The sequence below is a fragment of the Ruegeria sp. HKCCSP346 genome (assembly GCF_017872595.1).
Classification (GTDB): domain Bacteria; phylum Pseudomonadota; class Alphaproteobacteria; order Rhodobacterales; family Rhodobacteraceae; genus Ruegeria.
This window is the reverse complement of sequence record NZ_JAEDOT010000003.1, coordinates 155644-181292: the sequence shown is the minus strand read 5'-3', so window position 1 is coordinate 181292 and position 25649 is coordinate 155644. Positions and strand designations below refer to the sequence as shown.

At 59.0% G+C, this 25649-nt stretch carries 28 protein-coding genes, 1 tRNA gene and 1 pseudogene; 17 read left to right on the top strand and 13 right to left on the bottom strand.

Features of this window, described 5'->3' with window-relative positions:
* Positions 1–4 precede the first annotated feature (4 nt).
* Both I9185_RS12065 and I9185_RS12060 read left to right on the top strand, forming a co-directional pair.
* On the top strand, positions 5–1765 hold the full coding sequence (locus I9185_RS12065; RefSeq protein ID WP_171724075.1) for a sensor histidine kinase: 1761 nt from the start codon (positions 5–7) through the stop codon (positions 1763–1765).
* Positions 1743–3239, top strand: a complete 1497-nt coding sequence (locus tag I9185_RS12060; protein WP_210093175.1) for a phospholipase D family protein — start codon at positions 1743–1745, stop codon at positions 3237–3239. Before I9185_RS12065 ends, I9185_RS12060 begins: the two co-directional genes overlap by 23 nt.
* Here the strand turns inward: I9185_RS12060 and I9185_RS12055 are convergent.
* Genes I9185_RS12055 through I9185_RS12040 form a run of 4 tightly spaced genes read right to left on the bottom strand, consistent with a single transcriptional unit; the run spans position 3236 to position 5901 of the window.
* On the bottom strand, positions 3236–4237 hold the full coding sequence (locus tag I9185_RS12055; protein ID WP_210093174.1) for an AI-2E family transporter: 1002 nt from the start codon (positions 4235–4237) through the stop codon (positions 3236–3238). The genes I9185_RS12060 and I9185_RS12055 overlap by 4 nt on opposite strands.
* Before the next feature lie 9 nt (positions 4238–4246).
* Positions 4247–5008: a DUF883 family protein gene (locus I9185_RS12050; protein ID WP_210093173.1), complete on the bottom strand. Its 762-nt coding sequence runs from the start codon at positions 5006–5008 to the stop codon at positions 4247–4249.
* Positions 5001–5399 (bottom strand): phage holin family protein, encoded by a 399-nt coding sequence (locus I9185_RS12045; protein WP_171724072.1) that lies wholly within the window; start codon positions 5397–5399, stop codon positions 5001–5003. Before I9185_RS12045 ends, I9185_RS12050 begins: the two co-directional genes overlap by 8 nt.
* Positions 5392–5901: a hypothetical protein gene (locus tag I9185_RS12040; protein WP_171724071.1), complete on the bottom strand. Its 510-nt coding sequence runs from the start codon at positions 5899–5901 to the stop codon at positions 5392–5394. Before I9185_RS12040 ends, I9185_RS12045 begins: the two co-directional genes overlap by 8 nt.
* Before the next feature lie 211 nt (positions 5902–6112).
* On the opposite strand from I9185_RS12040, the gene I9185_RS12035 reads away from it, so the two are divergent.
* The 3 genes from I9185_RS12035 to I9185_RS12025 all read left to right on the top strand — a co-directional run bounded on the left by I9185_RS12035 (position 6113) and on the right by I9185_RS12025 (position 7750).
* On the top strand, positions 6113–6310 hold the full coding sequence (locus tag I9185_RS12035) for a CsbD family protein (protein ID WP_210093172.1): 198 nt from the start codon (positions 6113–6115) through the stop codon (positions 6308–6310).
* A 94-nt stretch (positions 6311–6404) separates the two neighbouring features.
* Positions 6405–7025 carry a PRC-barrel domain-containing protein gene (locus I9185_RS12030; RefSeq protein ID WP_209834280.1) on the top strand — a complete coding sequence of 207 codons (621 nt, stop codon included), beginning with the start codon at positions 6405–6407 and terminating at the stop codon, positions 7023–7025.
* 155 nt (positions 7026–7180) lie between these two features.
* Positions 7181–7750 carry a PRC-barrel domain-containing protein gene (locus I9185_RS12025; protein ID WP_171635506.1) on the top strand — a complete coding sequence of 190 codons (570 nt, stop codon included), beginning with the start codon at positions 7181–7183 and terminating at the stop codon, positions 7748–7750.
* Positions 7751–7837: 87 nt separating this feature from the next.
* On the opposite strand, the gene I9185_RS12020 is transcribed toward I9185_RS12025, so the two are convergent.
* Positions 7838–8587 carry a Crp/Fnr family transcriptional regulator gene (locus tag I9185_RS12020; protein ID WP_171635504.1) on the bottom strand — a complete coding sequence of 250 codons (750 nt, stop codon included), beginning with the start codon at positions 8585–8587 and terminating at the stop codon, positions 7838–7840.
* 63 nt (positions 8588–8650) lie between these two features.
* On the opposite strand from I9185_RS12020, the gene I9185_RS12015 reads away from it, so the two are divergent.
* Positions 8651–9049, top strand: coding sequence for a hypothetical protein (locus I9185_RS12015; protein ID WP_210093171.1), 399 nt, complete (start codon positions 8651–8653; stop codon positions 9047–9049).
* A gap of 93 nt (positions 9050–9142) precedes the next feature.
* Here I9185_RS12015 and I9185_RS12010 read toward each other — a convergent pair whose 3' ends face one another.
* A complete protein-coding gene (locus I9185_RS12010; protein WP_171172676.1) occupies positions 9143–9334 on the bottom strand; it encodes a PLDc N-terminal domain-containing protein in 192 nt (63 codons plus the stop codon).
* Positions 9335–9521: 187 nt separating this feature from the next.
* Here I9185_RS12010 and I9185_RS12005 point away from each other — a divergent pair, with 187 nt between their 5' ends.
* The gene (locus I9185_RS12005; RefSeq protein WP_171724068.1) at positions 9522–10376 is read left to right on the top strand and encodes a formate/nitrite transporter family protein; all 855 of its coding nucleotides are present in this window, start codon (positions 9522–9524) and stop codon (positions 10374–10376) included.
* Between the two features lie 166 nt (positions 10377–10542).
* Here the strand turns inward: I9185_RS12005 and I9185_RS12000 are convergent, their stop codons facing one another.
* Positions 10543–10827: a hypothetical protein gene (locus I9185_RS12000; RefSeq protein ID WP_171635497.1), complete on the bottom strand. Its 285-nt coding sequence runs from the start codon at positions 10825–10827 to the stop codon at positions 10543–10545.
* A gap of 123 nt (positions 10828–10950) precedes the next feature.
* Between I9185_RS12000 and I9185_RS11995 the strand changes: the two genes are divergently transcribed.
* The 4 genes from I9185_RS11995 (at position 10951) to I9185_RS11980 (ending at position 13859) form a co-directional block, all read left to right on the top strand.
* Positions 10951–11112: a DUF1328 domain-containing protein gene (locus tag I9185_RS11995; protein WP_093961673.1), complete on the top strand. Its 162-nt coding sequence runs from the start codon at positions 10951–10953 to the stop codon at positions 11110–11112.
* 51 nt (positions 11113–11163) lie between these two features.
* Entirely contained in the window at positions 11164–12789 is a 1626-nt protein-coding gene (locus tag I9185_RS11990; RefSeq protein ID WP_210093170.1) for an acetolactate synthase large subunit, read from the top strand.
* Between the two features lie 70 nt (positions 12790–12859).
* Positions 12860–13360 carry a DNA starvation/stationary phase protection protein gene (locus I9185_RS11985; protein WP_171635495.1) on the top strand — a complete coding sequence of 167 codons (501 nt, stop codon included), beginning with the start codon at positions 12860–12862 and terminating at the stop codon, positions 13358–13360.
* 124 nt (positions 13361–13484) lie between these two features.
* On the top strand, positions 13485–13859 hold the full coding sequence (locus tag I9185_RS11980; protein ID WP_171635494.1) for a DUF202 domain-containing protein: 375 nt from the start codon (positions 13485–13487) through the stop codon (positions 13857–13859).
* A 44-nt stretch (positions 13860–13903) separates the two neighbouring features.
* On the opposite strand, the pseudogene I9185_RS11975 reads toward I9185_RS11980, so the two are convergent.
* From I9185_RS11975 to I9185_RS11965, 3 genes and pseudogenes are all read right to left on the bottom strand, one after another.
* Positions 13904–14432 (bottom strand): annotated as a pseudogene (locus tag I9185_RS11975) (integrase core domain-containing protein); the annotation flags it as partial.
* Entirely contained in the window at positions 14377–15447 is a 1071-nt protein-coding gene (locus tag I9185_RS11970; protein WP_210093169.1) for an AAA family ATPase, read from the bottom strand. The gene I9185_RS11970 and the pseudogene I9185_RS11975, both read right to left, overlap by 56 nt.
* 308 nt (positions 15448–15755) lie before the next feature.
* Positions 15756–15832 (bottom strand) — tRNA-Arg (locus tag I9185_RS11965).
* A gap of 115 nt (positions 15833–15947) precedes the next feature.
* Between I9185_RS11965 and I9185_RS11960 the strand changes: the two genes are divergently transcribed.
* Together I9185_RS11960 and I9185_RS11955 are read left to right on the top strand one after the other, a co-directional pair.
* Positions 15948–16973: a LacI family DNA-binding transcriptional regulator gene (locus tag I9185_RS11960; RefSeq protein WP_171635491.1), complete on the top strand. Its 1026-nt coding sequence runs from the start codon at positions 15948–15950 to the stop codon at positions 16971–16973.
* A complete protein-coding gene (locus tag I9185_RS11955; protein ID WP_210093168.1) occupies positions 16970–18190 on the top strand; it encodes a crosslink repair DNA glycosylase YcaQ family protein in 1221 nt (406 codons plus the stop codon). The genes I9185_RS11960 and I9185_RS11955 overlap by 4 nt, the downstream gene beginning before the upstream one ends.
* A gap of 3 nt (positions 18191–18193) precedes the next feature.
* Here the strand turns inward: I9185_RS11955 and I9185_RS11950 are convergent, their stop codons facing one another.
* Positions 18194–18892: a fumarylacetoacetate hydrolase family protein gene (locus I9185_RS11950; protein ID WP_210093254.1), complete on the bottom strand. Its 699-nt coding sequence runs from the start codon at positions 18890–18892 to the stop codon at positions 18194–18196.
* A 607-nt stretch (positions 18893–19499) separates the two neighbouring features.
* On the bottom strand, positions 19500–19934 hold the full coding sequence (gene hpaR, locus I9185_RS11945; RefSeq protein ID WP_171206457.1) for a homoprotocatechuate degradation operon regulator HpaR: 435 nt from the start codon (positions 19932–19934) through the stop codon (positions 19500–19502).
* A gap of 232 nt (positions 19935–20166) precedes the next feature.
* Between hpaR and I9185_RS11940 the strand changes: the two genes are divergently transcribed.
* Positions 20167–20937 (top strand): HpcH/HpaI aldolase/citrate lyase family protein, encoded by a 771-nt coding sequence (locus I9185_RS11940; protein ID WP_210093167.1) that lies wholly within the window; start codon positions 20167–20169, stop codon positions 20935–20937.
* A gap of 4 nt (positions 20938–20941) precedes the next feature.
* On the opposite strand, the gene I9185_RS11935 is transcribed toward I9185_RS11940, so the two are convergent.
* Positions 20942–22084 (bottom strand): DUF3095 domain-containing protein, encoded by a 1143-nt coding sequence (locus tag I9185_RS11935; protein ID WP_210093166.1) that lies wholly within the window; start codon positions 22082–22084, stop codon positions 20942–20944.
* Positions 22085–22225: 141 nt separating this feature from the next.
* On the opposite strand from I9185_RS11935, the gene I9185_RS11930 reads away from it, so the two are divergent.
* The 3 genes from I9185_RS11930 to I9185_RS11920 all read left to right on the top strand — a co-directional run bounded on the left by I9185_RS11930 (position 22226) and on the right by I9185_RS11920 (position 25591).
* Complete coding sequence (locus tag I9185_RS11930) at positions 22226–23398, top strand: MFS transporter (RefSeq protein ID WP_210093165.1); 1173 nt, start codon at positions 22226–22228, stop codon at positions 23396–23398.
* Complete coding sequence (locus I9185_RS11925) at positions 23388–24473, top strand: glycosyltransferase family 4 protein (protein ID WP_245223540.1); 1086 nt, start codon at positions 23388–23390, stop codon at positions 24471–24473. Before I9185_RS11930 ends, I9185_RS11925 begins: the two co-directional genes overlap by 11 nt.
* A gap of 95 nt (positions 24474–24568) precedes the next feature.
* The gene (locus I9185_RS11920) at positions 24569–25591 is read left to right on the top strand and encodes an aspartate-semialdehyde dehydrogenase (protein WP_171635479.1); all 1023 of its coding nucleotides are present in this window, start codon (positions 24569–24571) and stop codon (positions 25589–25591) included.
* Positions 25592–25649: the final 58 nt, after the last annotated feature.

Sequence of the window (25649 nt, the reverse complement as noted above, 5' to 3'; positions counted from 1 at the left end):
ATCGATGGGTGCGAAACCGCGCAGCCTGACCGTCTATCTTGCCGCGCTAGTCACCCTGGCGCTTTTGCCTTTGGGGCTGATTGCGGTATTGCAGACACGCGCTGTGATTACCGAGGCCGACGAAAGATCTCGGGCCTCGGTTTTGGCGCGCACGATCGAAGCTGCCACCCGCGAACGGGAGCTTCTGCAGAAAGCTGTTGGTGCCAGTTCGGGACTTACAGCCGCGCTTGCGGAGGGAAGCCTGGACAATGCCGCTTGTTCGGACCTCATGCGCCGGTTCGTTGAACGCCAGCCCGAGTTCGTATTTGCCGGATTCATCCAGCCAAATGGGATTATGGCCTGCTCGACCGTCGAGAAGGACATCGATTTGTCGGACGCGCCCGGTTTCGGGCAGATCTCGGAAAATCCGCAGCTTACTTTTTCTGTCAGTCGTGCCGGGGCGGCGACAGGGCAATCAGTGATCATCGTAACCCAGCCGGTCATGAACAGGACCGAGCTTATGGGGTTCGTCTCCATCTCGATACCTCATGCGCTGGCGCGCACGCCCATGGATGTTGGCAACATTGGTAGTGACGTGGTCATCGCCCTGTTCGACGCGACCGGAGAAGTGCTGTCATCAAATGTGGGCTTGGATGAGGTCAAACCATTCCTACCGCCCGCGAAAGAAAACCTGTTGGTTCTGTCCAGTTCCGGCAAAACATTTTCGGCTAAAACGGCCGACGGAGAGGATCGGGTTTTTGCAGTTGCCAGCATCATTCCGGGCGAAGTCGCCGTGATTGGCAGTTGGCCACGCGAGGCGGCGCTGGCCTCTGTCGGTGCAGGCAGCACTGCCCTGACCATTGCTTTTCCGATCCTGATGTGGGTGACCGGTCTGGGAGTTGCCTTGTGGGGCCTGCATCGATTGGTGATCCGGCATCTCGACAGCTTGCGTTCGGCCGTGCGTCGTTTCGCGTTGGGCGAGCGCGACCCGATTGAAAGCCTCGCAGGCGCCCCGCAGGAGTTTCAGCAAATACAGACTGCATTCAACCGCATGGTCTTGTTGATCCGCGAGGCTGAGGCGCAGCACGAACGCGACCTTGTCGAAAAAACGCTCTTGTTGCGCGAGGTACACCATCGCGTCAAAAACAATCTTCAACTGATCGCTTCGATCATGAACATGCATTTGCGCAAGGCCGAAACCACCGAGGCCCGGCGCTTGCTGGAACAGTTGCAGCGTCGGGTTCGCGGCCTGGCCATGGTGCACCAGAGCTTGAACCAGAACTCGCAGATGACGACGATCAACACCGAGGCACTGATCGGACATTTGGTCGCCGAACTGGCGCATCGACCGCCAATTCTGGGTCAGGTGGTCGAGGTTGACTGCCGGATCGCGCCTGTCGAACTGGGGCAGGATCAGGCAGTCACGCTGTCGATGCTGGTGGCCGAGGCACTGACGAACGCGGTCAAATACGTAGGCGTTCCGCAGAACGGACCGCCGACAATTTCGGTGGAATTGACCCGACCCGAGGAGAACACCCTGCACCTGAAAATCTTCAACACGCGCGGGCAGACAGACGACGGTGCGGATATGTTCCATAGCGGCGGGATCGGTCAGCGGCTGATGCAGGCCTTCCTCCGCCAATTGGACGGTTCCGAAGACATAACCGAGACGTCATCGCATTATGTGTATGAGGTGACGTTCGAAATCTCCGAAGTAGAAGCGGATAGCGAACCACAGTCCATTGCGGATGAGAGAAGCGGTGATGCCCGTGCCGCAGCAGAATGACTTTGAGGTCCTGATCACGGCCGAGCAAGCCTGGCCCGCCTTGGAAAAAGCGGTTCTTGAGGCCCGGCACCAGATCAAGGCAAGTTTTCGGATATTCGATTTCATGACACGGCTGCGCAGCGACGAGGCGCGCCAGATTGGGGAAACCTGGTTTGACCTGATCGAGCATGTCATTCGCAAGGGTGTAACGTTTCATTTGGTCATCAGCGATTTCGATCCGATCTTCGCGACCGAGTTGCACGAGCTGAGCTGGCGCACGAAACGGCAGGCGGTTGCGCTGGCGGAAATCCTGGGTCAAGAAATCGCCTCGCGCTTGACCGTTCGCGTGTCCATGCACCCGGCGCAGGCTGGCGCATTGCCGTGGGCCGCGCTGTTGCCGGCGGTTCTTCGGAAAAAGGCGCAGCGGATTCAGAAGCTGTCCCGCGAACGACGCGAACGGCAGGCAGTACGGCTGGGGTCGGACACGTTACCCCGGCTTCACACCGTGTCGCACCATCAGAAAGTCGCCGTGATCGACAATGAGATCTGCTACCTCGGCGGATTGGACTTGAACGAAAGGCGCTTTGACACACCGGATCACGATCGTCTGGCCAAAAACACCTGGTCAGACGTTCAGTTGCTTGTCCGCGGACCCGAGGCCGCCGAGGCCGCGCGCCATATCGACCGGTTCGAACATGAAATCGCAACCGGACAACCGGACCCTCAGGCAACCCACCTGCGCCGCACCCTGTCCAGCCCGCGCCGGTTTGCGTTCTGGCGGCTGTCGCCAAAGACCATCGCGCATGAGATCGAGGATGAGCACATAGCCGCCTTTCAAGCCGCGCGGCAACTTCTGCACATCGAGACCCAGTATTTCAGATCGACTCGATTGGCCGAGGCTCTGGCTGAGGCGGGCCTTAACAAGCAGGACCTGAAACTGGTGCTTGTTCTGCCAGCTTTACCCGAGGAAGTGGCCTTTGGCGGGCATGACGGACTGGACGCGCAATTCGGGTTGGACCTTCAAGCCAAATGCCTGGAGATCATCCAGCAGGGGTTCCAAGACCGTGTATCGCTTTCGACCCCGGTCCAGCCGATTTCCGCAAGCGGGGCCGATGACCGCGCCGAGGTTCTGAGCGGGTCTCCGATAATTCACGTTCACAACAAAGTTCTGGTGGTGGATGACAATCATGCCTTGGTCGGGTCCGCCAACCTGAACGGACGGTCTTTGCGGTGGGACACAGAAGTCGCCCTTCGGGTCACCGACCGGCAGCGGGTGGCGGTTCTGCGGCAAGCCTTGGTGGACCATTGGTGGTTCTCGGATGATCTGAGCAAACAGATCGAGCCCGATGCCATGTTCGCGTGGTGGGGGCGAGAGATTCAGGCCAACGGTGTGCGGCGCCCCGAAGCGCGCAGCGGCTTCCTCGTCCCGCATGACGCCGACGTTGCGCGCGACATGCGGCAACCGCTGCCCGGGGTAACTGAAAACATCGTCTAGCTGGTTGTGATCGGGCTCATGACCTTGGGGTTCATCAACACGCCGAACCACAGCAAGATCGGCAGCGCGACGATGGCGCCGACCGGCCCCCAAAGCCAAAGCCCAAAGATGATGGCGATGAACACGACCAGCGGATTCACCTGCAGACGTTGGCCGACGAAGGCGGGTGTTACGAATTGTGCTTCAGAAAGATTGATCGCCAGGAAAACCAGGGGAGGCAACAGGGCCGCGGCTCCACCGAACTGGGTTAAACCGGCGATCAGAAGGCCGGTCAGGATCATCAGCGGGCCGAGATACAGCACAAAATTCAGAAGGCCGGCGGCCACCCCCCAGATTACGGCGTCATTGATGCCGATCAGCCCCAAGGCCACAGCCGTAACAGTCCCAAGGCCGATATTGACCGACGTCACGGCAGCGAAATAGCGATAGACCGCGCGGTCAGCCAGATACAGGCGCTCTTTCAGGGGACCGGCTGCGGCATAGAGCTCGGGCCGGGTCAAAACGAAAAAGAACAGCGTGCCGATGAAAATCAGGATCTTTGATCCGAAATTGGGCGCCAGCCACAAGGCATCCATCACTGACGGAAGGGCGGACTCCGTTTCCGCTGCCCCATCGGCGCCGACGGTTTCCTCGATCTCGCGTCCAAGCGTTTCGATGCCCCGAATGAACTCGGACATCGCGGCGACCCAAGAGCGCAACTCGCGTTTGATGGCGGGCAACTGTTCGACCAGCGTGGACAGCAACGGTTCAAGCAGAAGGAACGCCGCGACGATGACGGTGCTGGTCACGAACAGCAGTGCCGAGGCGGATATCACACGCGGGCAACCGACCTTCTCAAGCTTGTCGGCAAGCGGGGCGACCACGACCCCCAAAACCAAAGCGAATGTGATCGGCGCGACGATGGACCGGGCCAGGTACAAAGCGGTGATGCTGGCGATCCCGGTCAGGATCGCCAGCATTGCACGCAAGGCCGATGGAGAGCTGAAAGCAGTTGGCATGGGCGCGCTTCACTGACTGCGCAAAGCGCCAGAGGCCCGATCTGCCGCGTCATCCAGCCGTACATTGGCCGCGGCATGCAGCTTGTCCAGTTCTTCGTTCAAAACCTTTTGGGCGTGACGCATCAGCTGACCGCGCCGATGGCCCAGCAGCTCGTCCTCTTTGCGAGTGTTGGGCAGCAGAGCGCCAGCCAGAATACCTACGCCCAGCGCCAATGCGCCGGCCGCCAGCGGCTGATCATGGACGAAGGTCTGCGAGGCCTTCGCCGCCTTCCGCGCACGCTTCTCGACCGCTTGCTGCGCACCGATTGCGGCCTTGCGCGCTTCGATCACACGGGCACGGGCTTGGGGTGAGAGCTTGTCCAGACCACGTTCCAAGGCGGCGGACAACACGCTGGCAGATTGGCTGTTTTCAGTCATTCCTGTCATCTCCTGTTTCATTCGGCTGTCAGCGTCGGCGACACGCCGGTCAAACCCGTCGAAGGCCTGCTGCGGAGGTACGGCCTGGGGCGGGGATTGAGTTCTTTTTGCGCCAGACCCGGGACCCGCAACCAAAAGGGCTGCTCCTGCACCGAGCAGAGCAAAGGCGGCCGGATTTTTTTGAGCCATGGACCAGAGTTGCGCACCGATCTGCCCGCCATAGGCTTCGAGCGTCGATTTCGCCTCGTCTGCCAGGCGTGGCGGTGCCAGCGTATCCGACAGAGCATTCAGCGAGTGTGCAAGAGCGCTGCGTTCGTATGCGATCTGCGTTTCAAGAGGTGTCAGGTCAGACATGGGTCGACTCCTTCATCGCTTCGATGTCGCGCTGCAGGTTTTTCATGGTTTGCTCGGGGACCAGCGCGGTGGCGGACAGGCGGGATCGGCCAAAAAGCGCCAGGCACGCAGCAACCAGAACGAAACCCGCGCCAACGAGCAACGAGGCCATACCCACCGACAGTCCATTGGCGGCGACATACGCGACCAGGGCTGTGGCCATGAGGTTCAGCGCGATCATCAACAGGATCAGAGCAATGCCAATGCAGGCCAGCCCTAAGCCCGCTCGCGTCAGGTTTCGGGACAACTCCTCCTTGGCAAGCTTTACCTCAGCCTGAAGCAAACCCGACAGATGTTTGAGCGCGTTTGCCACAAGCCCCGGTGCAGATCGCAGATCGTTGGGGTTATGCATCGCGGCCACCATTCATCCGCGCCAGCGCGCTGGTGTGGCCCGACGTATCGACCGAGGTCCCATGCAGCAGCGACGGATCAATATCCCAAGGATCTGCACCAAAAGATGCGGACTGGGCCGCGCCCGTATTGCGCGCGCTCAGGAAACGGGCTGCAGCAAACCCGGCCAAGGCAGCCGATCCGACGAACAACAGCGGGTTTTCGCGGGCGAAATCAGACACCTTTCGGCTCATACTGGCCAAGTCGGCAGAGCGGACTTGCCCAGCCACAGCTTCCATGTTGTCCGCAATCCTCGACAAGACCTGATGCTGCACCGATTGGTCGGGAAATTCATCGGCAGCTGCGTCGGCTGCGTGAGCGGCGCTCTCAACCTCCTGCGCTGCGCTGTTCTTCAGCGATTCGGCCCGGGCCGAGGCCTCGGCGGTCACGGTGTCCTTGACCTTGCCGGCCAGATCCTGGGCATGGGCTTTTGCTTTCTCCGTGGTCTCGGTTCGACGTGGCATGGTTCGATCTCCTGTGTTGAGGTCTCTTTCCCCCAACGCATGGAAGGCGAGATTGTTCCCAAGACCAGTTCGAACACCACTGAAGACACAGTTCGGTATCTGCCCGAACCCCCATTTTTCGGGCCAACGCAGAAATATCGCCGGTGCCCGGAACCAGTTCGAGTTTGGTGCGTTTCACTGGCAGCGACGAAGCAATCGAAAGGAATTTACGATGAACTGGGACCAAATTCTTGGACGCTGGACCGAATTCAAAGGCAAGCTGATCGAGCGTTTCGGCGATTTGACCGATGATGAGATCGAGCAAGCCCGCGGCGATCGCGAGCAACTGGAAGGCATCATCCAAAAGAAATACGGAGATTCGAAAGAAGACGTTCGGGAAATCGTGGATCGCCTGATCGCGGACATGTAGCCCAAAGGTGGATGCCCATATTGTGTGTGGTGGCGTCAAATCGGTGGCGCCCCACGCACTCCCAAGATAGACCCCAAAGGTAATCTCCACCGCCATGAAACTGTCTGACCTCATCAATAAGCCCGTTGTCCCAGCTGGGACCGACCACGCGATTGGTCGCGTTTCCGATATCGCTATTAGCGCTGGGCAGACCGAGTTGGAGTACGTCTTGGTCAATTTGAGCGTGGCCGGAGGGAATGACCCGGTGGCTTTCACCGCCGATACGCTCGAACTTGGTGCAAGCGTGATAGAGTGCGCGTTTTCCCATCAGCAATTTCATCACCTTCGCCAGCGCAAAGAAGACGAAGATCCCCTTGCAGTGGACATCAAAGGCCTACCGCCCCTGGTCGTAGGGCCGTTCGGCAACGCGATTGCGCCGGTTGTGATGGGGGCGGTCCTGAATGACGCTCTCCGCCAACGCCCGCAACCCACGCCACCTGGTAGCAACTTCCGATGGTTTACGAAGTTGCGGGGCAACCCCGTGTTTGACGCTACTGGTGAGTTGGGCAAATTAAAGGAAATTGAGTTCGACCCTGACACCAAGGTTCTGCGGTTTCTCTTGATCGACGGGCGACCAGATATCCTGAGTTTTCCGTTCGCTGAGTTACGCAATATTCCCGACGACGAACACTACATGGTTCTGTCCACATCTTCCGATCCGCTGCACCCGGTCTGAAGGTCTGACCACGGCTTGTCAAACCGCGCAGTTGCGCGGTTTTTTTCTTTTTAAAACAAATATTTTTGCACTTTTCTGGGAACAAGTCGCGGCGTCATTCGTTTGTTCAATAAGACCGCGGGAAATGCGGTCAGAACAGACCAAAGGAGTGAGCTATGAAACGTTTTCTGACCACAACTTCGATCGTTCTGGTGATGTCGGCATCGGCCTATGCAGAAAGCTCGAATGTCGAAGAAGTCGGCAAGAACCTGGAAGAGGCAGCCGAGGCAGCCGGTGATGCGCTGTCCAATACCGCGCAGGACATCAAGAACGCCGCCCGGAACACGGCGGAAGACGTCGACCAGGCAGCCGAAGCAACTGGTGAGTACATCAGCGAAAAAGCCGGACAGATGGCCGATGCAGTTGATCCAACCACCATCGACATCACGGGCTATGTCCCCGTTGCCCAAGGCACCATCCCGGCCAAAGATCTGACCGGCATGCGCGTCTATGACGTCTCGCAAGAGTGGATCGGTGAGATCGAAGAGGTTGTCGTCGACATGGACGGATCGGTTGATGGGGCCGTGATTGGCGTCGGCGGGTTCCTCGGCTTGGGGGAAAAGGATGTTCTGATCGATTTCTCGCGCGTGTCGCTGATGCGTGAAATCGATGGTGACACCACCTATGCCTTCGTTCATGCCGACAAGGAGATGCTGAAGGATATGCCGGCCTACGAAGGGTCGTAAACCGGCTCTTCAGTCGCAAAACTCGTGATCAAGCCGCCGGCCGATTTTTCGGTCGGCGGTTTTTCAATTCCTGTCCATCCACCACGTTTAGATCAGCGGGCGCGGAACGGCTTCGGTGATTTCGACCAAGCCAAGCTCGGCCAGACCCTCAAGGTCGTTAATCTGCAGCACATTGTTGGACCACTCGGCCAAGCCGAGATCCTTCAGTCGGCGCAGGGTCTTGTTCGTGTGAACCAGAGACAAGCCCAACGCATCCGCAAGATCCTGCTGCCGGTAGGGCAGCGGACACCGCAAGCCTTTTGCCAATCCGACGGCCTGCGACCGTGTGTAAAACCGGTGCAGGCTCCACGCGATCTTCTCGATCGCGCCGCGCTGGCCAACGGTTGTCAGGGCGTCGCCCAGAAAATGCTCTTCGACGGCGGCCAGGAATGTCAGGTCAAAGGCGCGATCAGGCTGGTTCTGATATAATTCGAACAGCCGCGAGCGATTGAACACGCACAGCCGCATCGCGGTTGTCGCTTCGACGGAGTGCCGCATCTCGCCCATGACCCCAGCCTGCAGCCCGACGAGATCGCCTGGAAGCACAAAGCCGATGACCTGCCTGCGACCATTTTCCAGCGTTTTATAACGAACGCCCATCCCGCTCAGAACCGTGAACAGATGCGCGGATTTCGCACCCTCGATGAACAGTTGCGTTCCGGGTTCGGCCTGCATCTCGCCGGTTTTGAACCTCTGCATGAATCGCAGGTCGTCTTCCGAGAACGGCAGGAAGACGTCCATCTGCCTCAGCGGACAGTCCGCACATGCGATTAGAGAATTTTTTCGTTGCTGTGTCATAGTTTATTGCGGCGCTGTGGGATTGCCCTAGGGTGGCATCGAACAGATTTCAGGATGGTATTTATGGAAGCCTCTTCCCGCAGCGTAGCAGATGTTTTGATTGTTACGGAAAACTTTATCGAAGCAGCGGACATCAGTGACGCCATCCCCGGAGTTCCAACCGATCGCATTGTCCATATCCGCGAGCTGCAGGCGGGCAGGCATTTCTGGCAGGAGCCCAAATTCGCCCCGGCCTTGAGCGTTCTGAGCTATCGCAGAAGTGAGACGTCATTTGACGCCGTCGCGCGGCTGTTGGCCGAGCGCGGCAGTGCGCTGTTGCTGTTGGACCCGTCCCCCGAGGTGCAAGCGCAATTTGAATGTGCGGCACTGATACGGCCTTTTACGGCCGCAGATCTTGCCCGCAAGATCGCAGCCATTGATTTTAGTGGGAACGGCTTGAAGATCGGTTCTGATACTGGGTGAGACGGCGAAGGGTGCATTGTGCCCCCCAGATCCTTGAACCAAAAAAAGCGCGGCCGATGCCGCGCTTTTTTGTACCGACAATCTCCGCGCTGATCAGATCGCGCTGCGCGCTGCCTTCGGGCCAAAGATCAGCCAGCAAATGAAGCCGACGACCGGAAGCAACAGAACGAAAAGGACCCACAGGATTTTTGCACCGGTCGTCGCAGACGAGCCGATGATCGAGATAATGGCCCAGATCGACAAAACCAGGACGATCAGACCGCCAATGCCATACACTTCCACCATACCGAAGTTCCTTTCGAGTTACTTGTCGTTGTTCCTACAAGGACACAACGCGATAGGTGGCCAAAAGTTCCCGACAAAGATCTGGGTGTAATCCCAGCTCTCGCACGAGGCTTGAGGATTTTTGCGCCTAATGGAACCAAAACGACCGGCAGAACGTTGGGTTTGAAGGTCGATACAAGGGGTCAAAATGTCCAATACACACAACGCGCCGCGAAAAGATCTTGTCGAGAAAGAGAGCGAGCGCGAAGCGGTCGAAGAAGCGTCCGGCCTGTCTCCGCGCCTGATATTCGAGACCATCCGCCAAAACGGCGAGGAGGAACTGGACCGCCCGACCAAAGCGTTGTTCTGGTCCGGGATTGCCGCTGGAGTGCTGATCAGCTTTTCGGTGCTGGGTGAAGCGATCTTGCGGGCACATCTGCCCGAAACCAGCGGGCGCTTCCTGGTCGAGAACCTGGGCTATTCCCTCGGCTTTGTCCTGGTCATTTTGGGGCGGATGCAGTTGTTCACAGAGAACACGATAACGACCGTCGTTCCAGCCATGATAAATCCGTCCGTCGCGTGCTTCACCAAAACCGCCAGGCTGTGGGCAATCGTTCTGGGTTCCAATGTGCTGGGGGCGTTTGCGATATCTGCCTTCCTGATCCATACGCCGGTGTTGTCGCCCCAACTCGTCGCGGTCATCAACGACCTAAGCCACCACGCCACCGGCATGGGCGCCTGGGTTGGCTTTCTGCGCGGAATACCGGCGGGGATCCTGATTGCGGCGATCGTTTGGATGCTGCCTTCGGCACAGAACAACGAGGTGCTGGTCATCGTAATCTTCACTTGGATGATTGCGGCCGGTGACTTTACCCACGTCGTTGCCGGATCGGTGGAAATGGCGGTTCTGATGCTTCAGGGGCAGTTGCCACCAGGCGCAGCCGTTTTCAGCTTTTTCCTGCCCGTTCTGGCCGGCAACATCATCGGAGGAACCGCTGTCTTCACGATGCTGGCCTACGCCCAGATCAAACCCGAAATAGAAGAAGACCCAAAGCGCGGCTGAGGCGCTTTGGGCCTTTGGGATGGCGGGTTGGTTGGCGTGGCAGTGACGAATAGCGCTGTCAGCGATTCCTGATGAAGAACCAGATCAGTAGACCGGCCAAACCCAAGCCGAGCATGGCCGGCAATACGTACTCGATGCCCATATCGGTCGCGAAGTATCGCGTCTTCTAACCGCGGTCCGCCTTGCGCAACGCGAGGCCCAGCAGGACACCCACGCCCAACGCTCCGACCATAGCCAGACCCGGGTTCTCGCGCACGAATGCGGCACTTTTCTCGGATGTCAGTGTCAGCTGCTTTTGCGCCTCGTCGCGCGCCGTCTTCAACGTGTCACGCGTTGCGGTTACGCCATCTTCCAACGCTGATTTGGCCTCTTTGGCCACTTCTTCGATCCGCGCCGCCATCTCCACATGCGGAGTGTCCTGAGGGGCCTTTTTCGCCGTTTTCTGTGTCATGTCAGATCTCCTTTCATCGACCCAACGCGGGCGCTCGTCAAAGGTTCCACCAAAATGACCCGGAACCAATCTGGGGTTCCAAGCGTTAACCCGTCAGTAGCCACAGAAATGAAAGGAAATCCCATGTTGTCCTGGGCGCTGATCTTTTTCGCACTTGCTATCGTTGCTGGCATCTTCGGGTTTGGCGGCATCGCGTCGGCCTCGGCCGGTATTGCGCAGATCCTTTTCGTGATCTTTCTGGTCCTGTTCATCGGTTCGCTGATCTTGCGGCTGATCCGTGGGTGAGCCCCCGCGCATCCCCATTCCCTGAAACAGTACCCCGAGGTTCAAAGCTCTATGAAAGATGCCGTCCATACCCAAACCGCCGCCGAATTGCTGGTTGCCTGCCTGGAAGCCAACGGCGTGGCCTGTGCATTCGGTGTTCCGGGTGAGGAAACAACCGATCTGATCGCCGCAATCGACAAGTCGAGCATCGACTTCGTCCTGTGCCGGCACGAGCAATCGGCGGCGTTCATGGCATCGGTTCACGGGCGTTTGACGGGGAACCCTGCGGTATGCCTCTCGACACTTGGACCTGGGGCGACCAACCTTGTCACCGGTGTGGCTGACGCCACGCTTGACCATGTGCCGCTGATCGCCCTCACGGGACAGGGTGCGCGGTCCAGGCTGGGCCGCGAAAGCCATCAGATCATCGATCTCGAAGCACTCTTCGCGCCAGTCACCAAGTTGAGCCGAACGCTGATGGTCGCGGATGAAATTCCCCAAGTCGTTGCCGAGGCCGTGCGGTTGAGCAAGCTCGACAAGCCCGGTGCCGTCCATCTTTCCCTGCCCGAGGATCTGGCCGAGGTCCCGATTCTGGCCGAACCTTTCGTGGCGCCGCCGACAGCCGAGGTGCGGCCGGCGGCCGATGCGGTCATCCGTTCAGCGCGCCTGCTGGCCGAGGCGAAAAAGCCCTTGATTCTTGCAGGACACGGGGTGATCCGATCCGGCACGGCAAGCGACGTGCGGGCACTTTCAGAAAGCCTTTCCGCCCCGGTCGTCACGTCATTCATGGCCAAAGGAGTTTTGCCGCCGGGGCACCCGCTCTCGCTGCATTCGGTCGGTCAACCGGGCAAAGAATTGGTGTCTGAAGCCTTCGACCTGTGCGATCTGATCATTGCCATCGGGTTTGACCCGGTTGAATATCCAACCTCGAACATCTCGATGGGCGGTAAGAAGCCGGTTCTCGAGATCTCGGACGTGGCCTCGGCGGTTGATGTGGACTGGCCGGTAAAGGCCGCTCTGACTGGGGATCTTCCGCACTGCATTGACGTTCTGGCGAAGGCCACCGCCGAACGCCCCGCGCAAAACTGGTTCAAAAGTCTCCAGCAAAAGATTGACGCCTCGCTGGAAGGTGGGCCAACACCTTCCGATGCCGCCTGTGTCGCGCCGTCGAACATTTGTCAGGCGATTTCCGAAACGCTTCGCGAAGGCGACGTTCTGTTGTCCGGCGTAGGCCTGCACAAACTTTGGGTAGCCAGCAAGGTTCAAGCGCGCCGGGCGGGGCAAATCATCATTCCGAACGGCCTGGCCGGTATGGGCCTTGCGCTGCCCGGAGCGATTGAGGCGGCCCGCCTGTTGGACGAGGGTCGGGTAATCGCCGTTTGCGGTGATGGGGACTTCCTGATGAACGTTCAGGAGATGGAGACGGCGGCCCGGTTGTGCGCGCCCGTGACTGTTCTGATCTGGGAAGACAACGGCTATGGTCTGATCGACGAAAAACAACCAGGTGCGCGCGAGTTTTCCTTCCGCAACCCCGATTGGGAGTCACTGGCCCGATCCTTTGGCTGGGTCTATCACGACATCGAAAGCCACAGCAAACTTGCTCCTGCGCTGCAGGCGGCTGCCGACGTCGCCGTTCCGACTTTGCTGCGGGTGTCGGTCGACTATTCGGCTGATGGCGGAATGCCCACTGTCACCTGATTTTTTTTGTCGAAAGTGGAACAACGCCAGGCTTTGGGCGTTTCTTCCGCAGTAGAAAAAAGGAGTTGTCATGACCGACGCATTGAACGTTGTCCCGAACGAAAACCCCGTTTCCACTGGCGTGCGCGACACCGCGCCCTTGGCCAAGGGTCTGGCTGATGTTCTGGCCGACACCTACCGGCTGACCTTCAAGACACATGCGTATCACTGGAACGTAGAAGGCCCGCTGTTCTATTCGATCCACAAGCTGACCGAAGAACAGTACGAAAACATGTTCGCCGCTGCTGATGAGATCGCGGAACGCATCCGCGCGCTGGGTCATCTGGCACCCTCGCGCATGTCCGACATCCTGGATTTCTCGGTCATCAAGGACCGCGAAGGGGACCTGACCGCCGCCGACATGATCGAAGATCTGGCTGCTGATCACGAGCGGGTGGCGCACCGCCTGCACGCCCTGACCGAGCTTGCAGGCAGCCGCAAAGACGTCGTGACTGAAGATCTGGCGACCGAACGTTCGGCATTTCACGAGCAGGCAGCTTGGATGCTGCGGGCGATCTCCAAATCAAGCTGACGCGGTGTCCGGGCGCGTTTGGCATTTCGAGATCCAACTGCGCGCGCTTAAGGTCTTGTGCAGGCTTGCCGAAAAATAGGCTAGCCTGCACATTCTGATCTGGTGACCAGTCCAAAGGGTGGCAATGTCTGATAAAAACACGAAAAGCCAAAACTTGGCCGAAGAGCGGACCGACTGGGCCGAAGACCGCACCATTTTGGCCAATGAGCGCACGTTTGCGGGTTGGATGAGAACCGGGATGGCATGCGTGGCCATCGCCCTTGGCCTCAAGGCCGTATTTTCCGCCGTCGAGCCCGAGTGGTTGGCGAAAGCCGCAGCCACTCTTTTTGGGTTGATCTCGCTGCTGATCTATTGGGGAGCGTGGATGAACGCCCGCCGCGTGTATTCCCGATTGGAAGCGCACAGCGCCCAACCGGCATCTCGCTTCCACTTGCAATTGGTTGTTGGAAGCCTGTCCCTCGGATCAATCGCATGTTGCCTTGTGTTGTGGCTTGTCTAAGTAAGGCACCTGGCGTGCCCCCGTCGGGTGGTCCGGTCTGATTGTTAGTGCATCGTCGGCCTCTGGTCCACCGGCACGATGCATTCTGACGCGGGCGGACGGTAGCCCAGTGCACTGTGGCCTGACGGTATTGTAGTGGACACGCCATTGCTCGATCAGGAATCTGGCTTCCTTTAGGCTATAGAATAGCTCGCCGTTGAGCAGTTCATCGCGGAACCGTGCGATGAAGCTTTCGCAGTAGCCGTTTTCCCAAGGCGACCCCGGCTCGATGTAGGCCGTTTTGGCGCCGACGGCCGCGATCCAGTCCTGCACCTTCTGCGCAATGAACTCGGGGCCGTTGTCGGACCTGATGTATTCCGGCGGTCCCCGCAGAATGAAAAGGTCCGTCAGCGCATCCAGCACGTCGGTCGAGTTGAGCTTGCGATCAACGCGGATCATCAGCGCCTCACTGGTGTACTCGTCGATGATGTTCAGGGTACGGTAGGCCCGCCCATCGGCGGTTCGATCTTGGACGTAATCATAGGACCAGACGTGGTTGGGCCGCTCTGGCCGAAGCCGAACGCACGACCCGTCTGCTGCCCGGCAGGGCATTGCGCAGCAATGTCCCGAGAGGGTTCAGCCAGAGTCCCCGCCGCGCCGCTTCGTTTATGGCGAAGTCCCTTAACTGCCCCGTGGTCAGGTCCGGCAGGTCCAGCACAACGCAGCGGCTCTGAAACGGTTCTGGCAGGCCCTGCCGGCTGTTCGCCGTCATCACCCAGTTGACCCAGGACATGTCCATCTTGACCTGGAAGAACGGGCATTCCCAGGTCGCCGCCGTCATCCGCTCCAGCAGCGGCAGCAGGGCGTCAGTCAGCGTGTGCCGCGTGCCTTTGTTGGAGTGGACCTCGTCGGCCTTTTCGATCTCGTCGATGATGACCAGCGGCCCGCCATGCCGGTTGTTCAGGACCGTGTTGACCAGTTTGCCCGCATGGGCGCTGCCCCAGCCGCGCTGGGATCCGGTGAGCGCGAAGGACGCCGGCTTGCCCGTTGCATCAATATTGGTCGCAGGGACCTCCAGATGGTGGGCCAATCGCCGGGCCCAGAAGCTCTTGCCGATACCGGGCGGGCCGTTCAGGATCAGCGGGGCGAAGCGGACACCCGGCAGGCCCTCGCGTGTCGAGGCCCGCAACCCGTGCCAGACGGCTTCGGTGGCGGGCGCCATCCAGGGCATCTCAGCATGCAAGGCGGTCGCGATCTCGTCCGCCTCGTGTTCGGTGGTGATGCGGCTGACCGGCAGTCCGCCACGAATGGGCGTCAGCTTCGCGCGGTTTTCCTCGCTGAGGTGAGACAGACCAGACAGGGCGTCCAGCCGTTGCACGTAGCGGTGCGCGCGACGCCGGATCTTCCGCCGCTCGGCCTCATTCAGATAGTCGAAGAACTGGTCCATCTTGTCGCGGGCGCCTTCATCGTCACCGGTCTGCGCCGCCTGGCGTTGCCTGCGGAGGCCGCGCAGGAATGTTTTCAGGCGCCGTTCGACCTCGTGCAGCGCCGGCAGGTCGTCTTCGAAACGCAGCGCATGAAATGGATTCGTGGTGGTGGCACGGGGCATCGCAGAATCCTTTCGAGGCGCGACGGGGCTTGCCGCGCCGTTGTCCACACCGCCGGGGCGGGCGGGACTGATGGGTGTGAAAGGTTCCGGAACCTGTGAAACGATTAGGGAACAACTAACGTGCTGCGTGTCAACGCATCCTGGTTGGGTTGCGCCATCGAACCCGGCCGGAATGAACGAACCGATCCACGACACACAAGTTGTTGAAAGAACTGCGCTAAAAGGAAGGTAGATTCGAGGGCAATTCAAAAAAACCGTTTTTTGTCGTAAAAACGGACTTTGGATGTCGAACGTCAATCTGGGAAAACTGGCGACCCCGGCAGGATTCGAACCTGCAACCTGCCCCTTAGGAGGGGGCTGCTCTATCCAGTTGAGCCACGGGGCCGCGCCCTGCCTTCTGTAACCGGGATTTTCCGGGTTGTCATCGCCTTTGCACAATTGTTGTACACACCGACCTGTTCACGCTAGCATCGGACAAAACAACAACGCAGGTGCCTCCCGTGAACAGTGAAACCAAACGCCCGCTTACCCTTCGTGATGTGTCCGAGGCTTCCGGTGTCTCAGAGATGACGGTGAGCCGGGTTCTGCGTAACCGGGGGGATGTGTCCGACGCCACCCGCACCCGCGTTCTGGCCGCCGCCAAAGAGCTGGGATATGTCCCCAACAAGATCGCGGGCGCCCTGGCATCCAGCCGGGTCAACCTGGTCGCGGTGATCATCCCCTCACTTTCGAACATGGTATTTCCCGAGGTGATGACCGGCATCAATCAGGTGCTCGAAGATACCGAACTGCAACCCGTGGTTGGCGTGACGGATTATCTGCCCGAAAAAGAGGAAAAAGTGCTGTACGAGATGCTCTCGTGGAGACCCTCGGGCGTGATCATTGCAGGGCTGGAACACACCGACGCGGCGCGCGCCATGCTGGATTCGGCTGGCATTCCGGTGGTCGAGATCATGGATACCGACGGCAAACCTGTCGACGCGATGGTCGGCATCTCGCATCGCCGCGCCGGGCGCGAAATGGCGCAGGCGATCCTGAAGGCCGGGTATCAGCATATCGGCTTCATGGGCACCAAGATGCCGCTGGATCACCGCGCCCGAAAACGCTTTGAAGGGTTTACGGAAGTGCTGGGCAAACACGGGATCGAGATCGAAGATCGCGAGTTCTATTCCGGTGGCTCTGCCCTGGCCAAAGGGCGCGAGATGACACAGGCCATGCTTGATCGGTCACCCGATCTGGATTTCCTGTATTATTCCAACGACATGATCGGAGCTGGTGGTCTGTTGTACCTGCTGGAGCAAGGCGTGGATATCCCGGGGCAGATCGGTCTGGCGGGGTTCAACAACGTGGAACTTTTGCAGGGTCTTCCGCGCAAATTGGCGACGATGGATGCCTGTCGTCTGGACATAGGACGTCAGGCCGCGCAAATCATCGCTGAACGCCTGAAGGACCCGGAGGCCGAAATCGAGACACGGGTCACGCTGACCCCCAAGATCAGCTATGGCGACACTCTGAAACGACGATGAATGCGCCCCTGAAGCGGCTCGACAACCGGACGGCCCGCGCCGTTTTCCTGGATCGCCATGCTTTGGCCGAACAGCCTGCGGGCGCGGCCAAGGGCGCCGGGCTTCTTGACCTTGTCCAGCGGTTGGGGTTCGTGCAGCTCGACAGCATCAACACCGTTGCCCGCGCTCATGACATGATCCTGTTTTCCCGACGGCCTGCGTATCGCAGCGCCAACCTGAAAAGGCTCTATGAAAGGGAAAAAGCGCTGTTCGAACACTGGACACATGATGCGGCCGTAATCCCCATGTCGTTCTATCCGCACTGGCATCTGCGCTTTCAGCGTGATGCGGATCTGTTGAAGGCACGCTGGAAGAACTGGCGGCGGGATGGGTTCGAGCAACAGTTCGAGACTGTCTTGCAACACATCCGCGACCACGGGCCCGTGTGTTCGTCAGACGTTGGCAAGGATGAAAAGAAAGGCTCGGGCGGTTGGTGGGACTGGCACCCGTCAAAAACCGCATTGGAGTTTCTGTGGCGTTCCGGGGCCCTGACCGTTGTGGGCCGCGACGGGTTTCAGAAACGGTATGATCTGACTGAACGTGTGATCGAAACCCGCCTGTGCCCCGGGAACATGGCCTGTGATGCGACGGCGACCGTGGATTGGCTGTGCAACGCAGCGCTGGACCGGTTGGGCTTTGCCACGTCCGGCGAGCTGGCCGCGTTCTGGGGCACGGTTACCACCGCCGAAGCCAAAGACTGGTGTGCCACGGCGTTGGCTCAAGGCAATATCGAAGAGATCGAGGTCACTTGCGCCGATGGACGCCTGCGCAAAACTTTTGCCCGCTCTGAATTGATGGATCGGGCAACCGACTTGCCGCGACCGCCCGGTCGGATCCGAGTGCTCAGCCCGTTTGACCCCATGCTTCGGGACAGAAACCGGGCCGAGCGGCTGTTTGGCTTTCACTATCGCATCGAAATTTTCGTGCCCGAAGACAGGCGCACATATGGGTATTACGTCTTCCCCGTGCTTGAAGGCGATCGATTGATCGGCCGGATCGACATGAAGGCGCATCGCGATCGCGACCTGCTGCATGTCAAAGCGCTCTGGCCCGAACGCGGAGTGCGCTGGTCTGACGCCCGCACCCGCCGCCTGAACGCTGAGCTGGACAGGGTGCGTAGGCTGGCAGGCGTCACGCATGTAGAGTTCGCAATTGACTGGCTGAAAGACCCTAAATAGGGTCTATTCGACGTCAGACAGCGTGAGCTGAATCGGCTCCAGCCCATCGATTTCACCAGTCAGAACATCTCCTGCTACAACCGGGCCCACGCCAGCGGGCGTGCCGGTCAGGATCAGATCGCCGGGGCGCAGATGGTAAAAACCGGACAAGTGCACAACGATTTCGTCTATCTTCCAAATCAGCTCTTCCAGTGTCGCGTTCTGGCGCAGTTCGCCGTTTACACTGAGGCGGATGTGTTTGTTTTCGTCCGGTGACCAGGCAGCGGCGGGCGTCAGCGGTGCGAATACCGCTCCGTTTTCGACGTCTTTGCCCAGATCCCAGGGTCGCTGCTTGTTTCGCTCGCGGATTTGCAGGTCGCGGCGGGTCATATCAAGCGCACAGCCATAGGCGTAGACAGCATCCCATGCCTGCGCACGGGTGGTCCGAAACACAGGCTTTCCAATCGCCAATGCCAATTCCATTTCATGATGGTAATTCTCGGTCCCGGCTGGATACGGGACGGTCGAACCAGTCAGAATCGCGTTTGGCGCAGATTTGGTGAAATAGAAAGGTGCTTCGCGATCCACTTCATTCCCCATCTCGGCAGCATGGGCCGCGTAGTTTCGACCGACGCAGAAAATGCGCCCAACAGGATACCCTGCGGTCTCGCCAACAATGGGGATGATGATTGGATCGGGAAGGGAAAACACACTGTTCGACATGTTGGTTCCTGAATATTGCTTTGCCGTCATCTTACGCCTGCCAGAACAGTCAGCAAGCCGGGAAAGCGCGCTGGATTTCGCCGCTATCCAAGAGTTGTTTCAGCGCGAACCTGCTCAATTCTGACCTGAAAGAAAACCGCCGTATCAAAACAAGTGCATATCCGTCTTTATGGACGCATCAAGGTACAAACAAATCGGGTTAACACTTGGCTCAGACGAAAGTCGGGCTAGGTACTGAGGAAGACTGGTTTGACGCATCCATCTTATGAGATGCGAAGACAGCAACACCGCGCCCTTGGCACCATAAGCGACCAAAGTGACGCGAGGAAACCACTTGCGGACCCACGTAACGATCGGCAATTGCCTAAGTCTGTTTCGGAGAGCATAGGTGCATGGCCCTTCCCCCAAGGGCCGAAAGACCCTAGTCAGAGCCACATTTCCGGCTCTTCAATACTCCGATGCGCAGGCCGGACCGTCAGGCAAGGCGTGACGCAACCGGCCTCAGGCCAGGCCTAACCCAAATCCAAGTCTGGCCACCCCGTCGGAGATCGCCCCTAAAATCTCCGGCGGGGTCCTTGCAGATGACACCCATGTTCTGCGACCGGCATCAGGTATCCAGGTCGTTCAACTCGTTCAGAAGATCCAGCAACAATTCGTGTTTTTCCGGCCCCAGAAGGGAACGAATGCGTTTCGCCTGTGCCATGCTGGCGGGCTGATTAGCATGAATGATCTGAACGCCACGCTCACCGATCTCGACAATCTGGCGACGCCGGTCCGCCGGATGGCATCGTCGGGAGATCAGGCCGCGATGCTCCAGTTTCTGCAATATCCGTGTCAGGCTTGGCAACAACAGACAGGCGCGTTCGGCAATATGCGTCGGTTCCTGCGGGCCTTCTTCGTTCAATACGCGCAACACGCGCCACTGCTGTTCGGTGACACCGGCGTCGGCCAGCATTGCTCGGATGGGTCCCATAACCTTTTCCCGCGCCCGCAAAAGCGCAATGGGCAAAGATCGCGACGTCAGTGGGAGGTCGTCGGTCATGCCAAAATTATCGCCGAAATCCGTGATTTACGCAAGGGAACCCTCGGCTTTCGGTTTTAAGCACAAGAACCGCAGGGTCGCCGCCACCCTTGCGTGGCGCGCCTTTGCCGCCGTCAATCCGATGACGCCAAATTGCATTAAAACTGGACAATTTCGCGCCACGGAAGAAGATGTGGAAACGGCCACTTTCGCGACCACGTCGCGCCGAAGATTTTGCAACAAAGGAAACAGTATGGCTGCGCAGCAAAACGCGTTCAAACAGGCTCTGAAAAAGGGAGAAATGCAGATCGGGTGCTGGATGAGCTTTGCCGAGCCCGCAGCGGCCGAGATGATGGGAACCGCGGGTTTTGATTGGCTGGTAATCGATGGAGAGCATGCCCCTAACGATATCCGGTCGATCCGGGACCAGCTTCTGGCACTTGCGGCAAGCGACTCTCATGCGGTTGTGCGGGTTCCCGTGGGTGAGACCTGGCTAATCAAGATGGTTCTGGATGCGGGTGCTCAGACCATTCTGGTTCCGATCGTGGAAAGTGCCGAGCAGGCGCAAGATCTGGTTCGGGCCTGCCGTTATCCCCCTGCCGGTGTCCGTGGCGTGGGCGCGATGGCATCGCGGGCGACGATGTACGGATCGGTCGGAGATTATATTCAGACCGCAGATCAGGAGATTTGTTTGTTGTTGCAGGTGGAAACCCGCGCCGGAATTGCTGCTCTGGACGACATCCTGGATGTTGAAGGCGTGGATGGCGTATTCATAGGCCCTGCTGATCTGTCGACCGATATGGACCATCAGGGCAACAGCGCGGCACCCGAGGTGCGCGCGGTTATCCGGGATGCACTGACGCGGATCAAGGCCGCAGGCAAAGCGCCGGGCATTCTGGCCACAAATGACGAGGCCCGTCAGGCATATCTGGATATGGGCGCACAGTTTTTGGCGGTTGGCATTGATGTGATGCTTCTGACGCAAACGGCACGTGATCTCGCCGCACGATGGAAAGCCGACTAACCGCTCAACGGACCATGGCCGCTGCGGCTTGGGCGTATCCGCCCGAGGCACCGTCGACGAAATGCACATGATCGTCCCGTGTGGCCGACGGGACGAAACAGGTCATCATCGCCTCGTCCTGCACGTGCAGACCGTATCGGATTTTGCCGCGCCCGCGCGCTTCTTTCAGCAAGTGTTCGATCTGTCGCAAAGTGGCCGGGTCACAATCCAACGTCATCTTCAGGCCGTCATCGAACTTGCGGAAATCGGCATTGCTGCTGACCATCGTCCTGTAGTGTTCGGGTTCGAACTGTCCCAGCTTCTTGCGTGTTTTGAACAATATCGCGATCAGCAGGTTCTGAAACAGAAGAACGAGCTTGTGCAGAAACAAATTCCGCCCGTTGCGCGAAACATGCGCATCAATGTCGAGGCCGGGGGGCGGCCACGTCATGGGCGGACCATTTACAGGCACCGGATGACCTGCGCGCTCCAGCTCTTCTGACGCGGACAGAACCGATTGCGCAAGGTCGGCAAAGTCGCGTTCAGTTGCCGACGCAGTGGGTTCAACGACCAGTGACACGATCTGACCGTGCCGCGCCGGGCTGTTTGACCATCTGCATGACAGGCCTGTCAGGTCCGGCTGCGCACCCGGTTCGGCAGGCGCGATCATGTGATGGCCCGCTTTCATCTCTGCCTCGGCCCAGGCCAAGCCTCCGCCCGAGAACATGGCATAATCCACCCCGGAAGAGGGCGCAAAACGAGCGACGCGCAAGTCCCTGCCTGCTTTTCGGATATCCGCCACCGACACCAGCGCCGCACGCAACGGCATGGAAAACTCTTCTTCCGCCCATCGCCGCATGGCTGACAGAGTATCCCGCGCTGCTTCAACTTCGCTGGGGGGGATCGCAAACGCCGCCCCGTCGCCGCCAAAGACATAGGGAAACAACTTGCCGTCCATCGCGTTTATCATCGCCGAGATAACAGCAGCCCCCACGGTGTTGACGGTTTTGTATCGCCCCCGCGCGATCTCGCCGGTTGAATCGACGATGTCGGCAACCCCCAGAAACCAGTCGTCGGGCACCGGCGAAAACTGCGCCGGATCCGCCAGACGGGTGAAATCCCTCAACAGGGGCAGGTTTTCGTAAAATGCGGAATGGAGGTCTTTCATTTTCCCCCTCGAAATCAAACTTCTGGCAATGATAGCCGGAATGCGGCCCGAGTCCTCGTTTTGAAACATAGTACACATGCTTGTGCGTTGCATCATTGCGTGCCAAGCATTCCTTGCGGAAAAGCGGAAAAGAGGCGGAATATGCAGGCGGGTTTGGTGGTTTTGTGCCTGGGCTATGTGCTCAGCCAGTTTTTCCGTGCATTTCTGGCTGTGCTCAGCCTGGATCTTGAACGCGATATCGGCGCTACACCCGAAGATCTGGCCTTTGCATCCGGCCTTTGGTTTTTGGTGTTCGCTGCAATGCAAATCCCGGTCGGCTGGGCGCTGGACAAGGTTGGGCCCAAGCTGACCGCAGCCGCGCTTCTTCTGGTTGGCGGCGCAGGAGGATCCGCAATTTTTGCGGTCGCGACCTCACCGTTGCATGTCAGTGTTGCCATGGGCCTGATCGGGGTTGGGTGCTCTCCGGTTCTGATGGCTTCCTATTTCATCTTTGCCCGCGAATACCCGCCCGCGAAATTCGCGACACTGGCTGCCGTCATGCTGGGTGTTGGCTCGGTGGGCAATCTCGTGGCCTCTTATCCGACTGCGCTGGCTGTCGAATGGATGGGATGGCGCGCCACCATGGTTGGGCTGGCCGTGATATCTGCTGCGATCGCTTTGGGTATTTGGCTGAGCCTGCGTGACCCAGCGAAGGTTGATACGGAACACAAAGGTTCACTTCTGGACCTGCTGAAAGAGCCTGCACTGTGGCTGATCATGCCCTTGATGCTGGTGGCCTATGCGCCCTCTGCCGCGCTGCGCGGGCTATGGGCCGGGCCGTATCTGAACGATGTCTTCGGGCTCAGCACCACCCAGATCGGCACCGCGACACTGGTCATGGGGTCTGCGATGATCGCCGGTACCTTTGTCTACGGACCGCTGGATCGTGTCTTCGGCACTCGGAAGTGGGTTATCTTCACGGGCAACGCGCTGGGTGTCGTGGCGCTGACCCTGCTTTGCGTTTGGATCGACCATGCCACATGGCTGTCCGTTCTGCTGTTGGCCATCATAGGGTTCACCGGGGCCAGTTTTCCGGTCATCATGGCCCATGGTCGGGCCTTCGTTCCCGCCCATCTGGTGGGCCGAGGCGTAACCCTGTTGAACCTTTTCGGAATCGGAGGGGTCGGCATCGCCCAATTTGTCACCGGACGCATTCATGCCGCCACGGCCCAGGCCGGAACGACCGCGCCCTACACCGCGATTTTCGGGTTTTTTGCGGTAACCCTTGCCATCGGTTGCGTGATTTATCTATTCAGCCAGGATAATGTGGATTGAAGCAATTGCGGAGCAAGCCGTGCAGGATATCGAGGTTATAGCGCCGAACCTGAAACACAGCCTCTCCGGCGTCACCACAACCGTCATCCGCCTGTTGCCGATTCAAAAGCATATGATCAGGATCGTCGCCACGGGACCCGGCCTGCCGGGTGATCTGCCCCATATCCGGTTGATCAAAGTTCCGTTCCTTTCGAACAGAACGCTCCGGGTGTGGCATGCACGGCGCAACACCGAAATGCTGATGGGTTTGTTTCTGAAACATGTGCTGCGACGCAATCTGAAACTTCTGTTCACCTCGGCTGCGCAACGAAATCATTCGGGGTTCACCAAGTGGCTGATTTCGAAGATGGATGCGCTGATCGCCACAACGCCGCAAGCGGCGTCGTTTCTGGAACATCCCGCAACCGTCATCATGCACGGTGTGAACACCGAACTGTTTCACCCGGCCGAAGACAAAACCGCCCTGCGGCAGAAGCTGGGGCTGCCGGAAGGGACCTTGATCGGGTGTTTCGGGCGTATTCGACCTCAGAAAGGTGTCGATCTGCTGGTGGATGCGGCGATCGAGATTCTGCCGAACCATCCCGACGCCAGCATCGTGTTCACCGGGCGCGCCACCAAAGAATTTGAAACCTTCCAACAAGAGCAGGAAGCCAAACTCAAAGCTGCCGGGCTGTCGGAACGGGTGCACTTCCTGGGCGAGCGCCCTTGGGAGGAGATCGTTGAAACCTACCGCGGCCTTGACCTGTTCGTGGCCCCGGCCCGTCACGAAGGGTTCGGCCTTACACCGCTTGAGGCGATGGCCTCCGGCGTGCCTGCAATCGCCTGCCACGGGGTCGGAGCGTTCAGCGCCCAGATCGAGGACGGGAAAACCGGCCGCTTGATCGAAAAGGACAACGCCGGGGCGCTGGCTGAAGCACTGGAACAGATGTTGAGCGATCCGGACAAGCTGGTGCAATCCGGTCAGGCCGCAAGACAGCGTGTCGAGCAGCATTTTCGAATCGAAGGTGAGGCTGAGGCCATCGTGCGGGTCTATCGGTCTTTGCTGAACACGGGTGAAAAAGCGCATTCGGGTTAAAATCGACGTCAATTCGGCCAATTCACCCGTGATAGCCCTTTTTTCTTTGCTGCAACGCGGCTATGAACGCGCGTCCTTAACTTTGGAGACATGAAATGGGCTATCGCGTCGTTGTCGCCGGCGCCACGGGTAACGTGGGCCGCGAAATGCTGAACATTCTGGCAGAACGCCAGTTCCCGGTCGATGAACTTGCCGTGCTGGCAAGCCGTCGTTCGCTGGGTACGGAAGTAAGCTTTGGCGACAAGACACTGACCACCCAGGACATTGACACCTTCGATTTCACCGGCTGGGACATGGCCCTGTTCGCCATCGGCTCGGACGCAACCAAGACCTATGCCCCCAAAGCGGCTGCGGCTGGCTGTGTGGTGATCGACAACTCGTCGCTCTATCGCTATGACCCGGAGATTCCGCTGATCGTGCCGGAATGTAACCCGCAAGCGATCCACGACTATAAGAACAAAAACATCATCGCCAACCCGAACTGTTCGACCGCGCAGATGGTTGTCGCGCTCAAGCCGCTGCATGACCGTGCCAGGATCAAGCGCGTCGTGGTGTCGACCTATCAGTCGGTGTCGGGCGCGGGCAAAGAAGGCATGGATGAGCTTTGGGATCAGACCAAGGCCATCTACAACCCGACTACCGAAGTTGAGCCGAAGAAATTCCAGAAGCAGATCGCCTTCAACGTCATCCCTCAGATCGACGTCTTCATGGAAGACGGCTCGACCAAGGAAGAGTGGAAGATGGTTGTCGAGACCAAAAAGATCGTCGACCCGTCGATCAAGGTCACAGCCACCTGCGTGCGCGTTCCCGTGTTTGTCGGCCATTCTGAGGCCGTGAACATCGAGTTCGAGGAATTCCTGGACGAAGACGAAGCCCGCGACATCCTGCGTGAAGCACCGGGCATCATGGTGATCGACAAGCGCGAAGCCGGTGGCTACGTCTCGCCCATCGAATGCGCGGGCGATTTCGCCACCTTCATCAGCCGTATCCGTCAGGATTCGACCATCGAGAACGGCCTGAACCTGTGGTGCGTCAGCGACAACCTGCGCAAGGGCGCCGCCCTGAACGCGGTGCAGATCGCGGAGCTTCTGGGCCGCGAGGTTCTGAAAAAGGGCTGACATCCCGATTTTCGTCAAAGCTTGAAAACCAGGAAACCCGCTGATTGTTCGGCGGGTT

Excerpts from the sequence above, each read along its gene's own strand:
- I9185_RS11935 (WP_210093166.1), bottom strand. The coding sequence starts at position 22,084 with ATGAAAGACCTCCATTCCGCATTTTACGAAAACCTGCCCCTGTTGAGG.
- I9185_RS11990 (WP_210093170.1), top strand. The coding sequence starts at position 11,164 with ATGAAAGATGCCGTCCATACCCAAACCGCCGCCGAATTGCTGGTTGCC.
- I9185_RS12055 (WP_210093174.1), bottom strand. The coding sequence starts at position 4,237 with ATGCCAACTGCTTTCAGCTCTCCATCGGCCTTGCGTGCAATGCTGGCG.
- I9185_RS11940 (WP_210093167.1), top strand. The coding sequence starts at position 20,167 with ATGGCTGCGCAGCAAAACGCGTTCAAACAGGCTCTGAAAAAGGGAGAA.
- I9185_RS12010 (WP_171172676.1), bottom strand. The coding sequence starts at position 9,334 with ATGGTGGAAGTGTATGGCATTGGCGGTCTGATCGTCCTGGTTTTGTCG.
- I9185_RS12060 (WP_210093175.1), top strand. The coding sequence starts at position 1,743 with ATGCCCGTGCCGCAGCAGAATGACTTTGAGGTCCTGATCACGGCCGAG.
- I9185_RS12005 (WP_171724068.1), top strand. The coding sequence starts at position 9,522 with ATGTCCAATACACACAACGCGCCGCGAAAAGATCTTGTCGAGAAAGAG.
- I9185_RS12030 (WP_209834280.1), top strand. The coding sequence starts at position 6,405 with ATGAAACTGTCTGACCTCATCAATAAGCCCGTTGTCCCAGCTGGGACC.
- I9185_RS11955 (WP_210093168.1), top strand. The coding sequence starts at position 16,970 with ATGAATGCGCCCCTGAAGCGGCTCGACAACCGGACGGCCCGCGCCGTT.
- I9185_RS12015 (WP_210093171.1), top strand. The coding sequence starts at position 8,651 with ATGGAAGCCTCTTCCCGCAGCGTAGCAGATGTTTTGATTGTTACGGAA.
- hpaR (WP_171206457.1), bottom strand. The coding sequence starts at position 19,934 with ATGACCGACGACCTCCCACTGACGTCGCGATCTTTGCCCATTGCGCTT.
- I9185_RS11920 (WP_171635479.1), top strand. The coding sequence starts at position 24,569 with ATGGGCTATCGCGTCGTTGTCGCCGGCGCCACGGGTAACGTGGGCCGC.
- I9185_RS11970 (WP_210093169.1), bottom strand. The coding sequence starts at position 15,447 with ATGCCCCGTGCCACCACCACGAATCCATTTCATGCGCTGCGTTTCGAA.
- I9185_RS12035 (WP_210093172.1), top strand. The coding sequence starts at position 6,113 with ATGAACTGGGACCAAATTCTTGGACGCTGGACCGAATTCAAAGGCAAG.
- I9185_RS11985 (WP_171635495.1), top strand. The coding sequence starts at position 12,860 with ATGACCGACGCATTGAACGTTGTCCCGAACGAAAACCCCGTTTCCACT.
- I9185_RS11930 (WP_210093165.1), top strand. The coding sequence starts at position 22,226 with ATGCAGGCGGGTTTGGTGGTTTTGTGCCTGGGCTATGTGCTCAGCCAG.
- I9185_RS12025 (WP_171635506.1), top strand. The coding sequence starts at position 7,181 with ATGAAACGTTTTCTGACCACAACTTCGATCGTTCTGGTGATGTCGGCA.
- I9185_RS11925 (WP_245223540.1), top strand. The coding sequence starts at position 23,388 with ATGTGGATTGAAGCAATTGCGGAGCAAGCCGTGCAGGATATCGAGGTT.
- I9185_RS11995 (WP_093961673.1), top strand. The coding sequence starts at position 10,951 with ATGTTGTCCTGGGCGCTGATCTTTTTCGCACTTGCTATCGTTGCTGGC.
- I9185_RS12000 (WP_171635497.1), bottom strand. The coding sequence starts at position 10,827 with ATGACACAGAAAACGGCGAAAAAGGCCCCTCAGGACACTCCGCATGTG.
- I9185_RS12065 (WP_171724075.1), top strand. The coding sequence starts at position 5 with ATGGGTGCGAAACCGCGCAGCCTGACCGTCTATCTTGCCGCGCTAGTC.
- I9185_RS11950 (WP_210093254.1), bottom strand. The coding sequence starts at position 18,892 with ATGTCGAACAGTGTGTTTTCCCTTCCCGATCCAATCATCATCCCCATT.
- I9185_RS12040 (WP_171724071.1), bottom strand. The coding sequence starts at position 5,901 with ATGCCACGTCGAACCGAGACCACGGAGAAAGCAAAAGCCCATGCCCAG.
- I9185_RS12050 (WP_210093173.1), bottom strand. The coding sequence starts at position 5,008 with ATGTCTGACCTGACACCTCTTGAAACGCAGATCGCATACGAACGCAGC.
- I9185_RS12020 (WP_171635504.1), bottom strand. The coding sequence starts at position 8,587 with ATGACACAGCAACGAAAAAATTCTCTAATCGCATGTGCGGACTGTCCG.
- I9185_RS11980 (WP_171635494.1), top strand. The coding sequence starts at position 13,485 with ATGTCTGATAAAAACACGAAAAGCCAAAACTTGGCCGAAGAGCGGACC.
- I9185_RS12045 (WP_171724072.1), bottom strand. The coding sequence starts at position 5,399 with ATGCATAACCCCAACGATCTGCGATCTGCACCGGGGCTTGTGGCAAAC.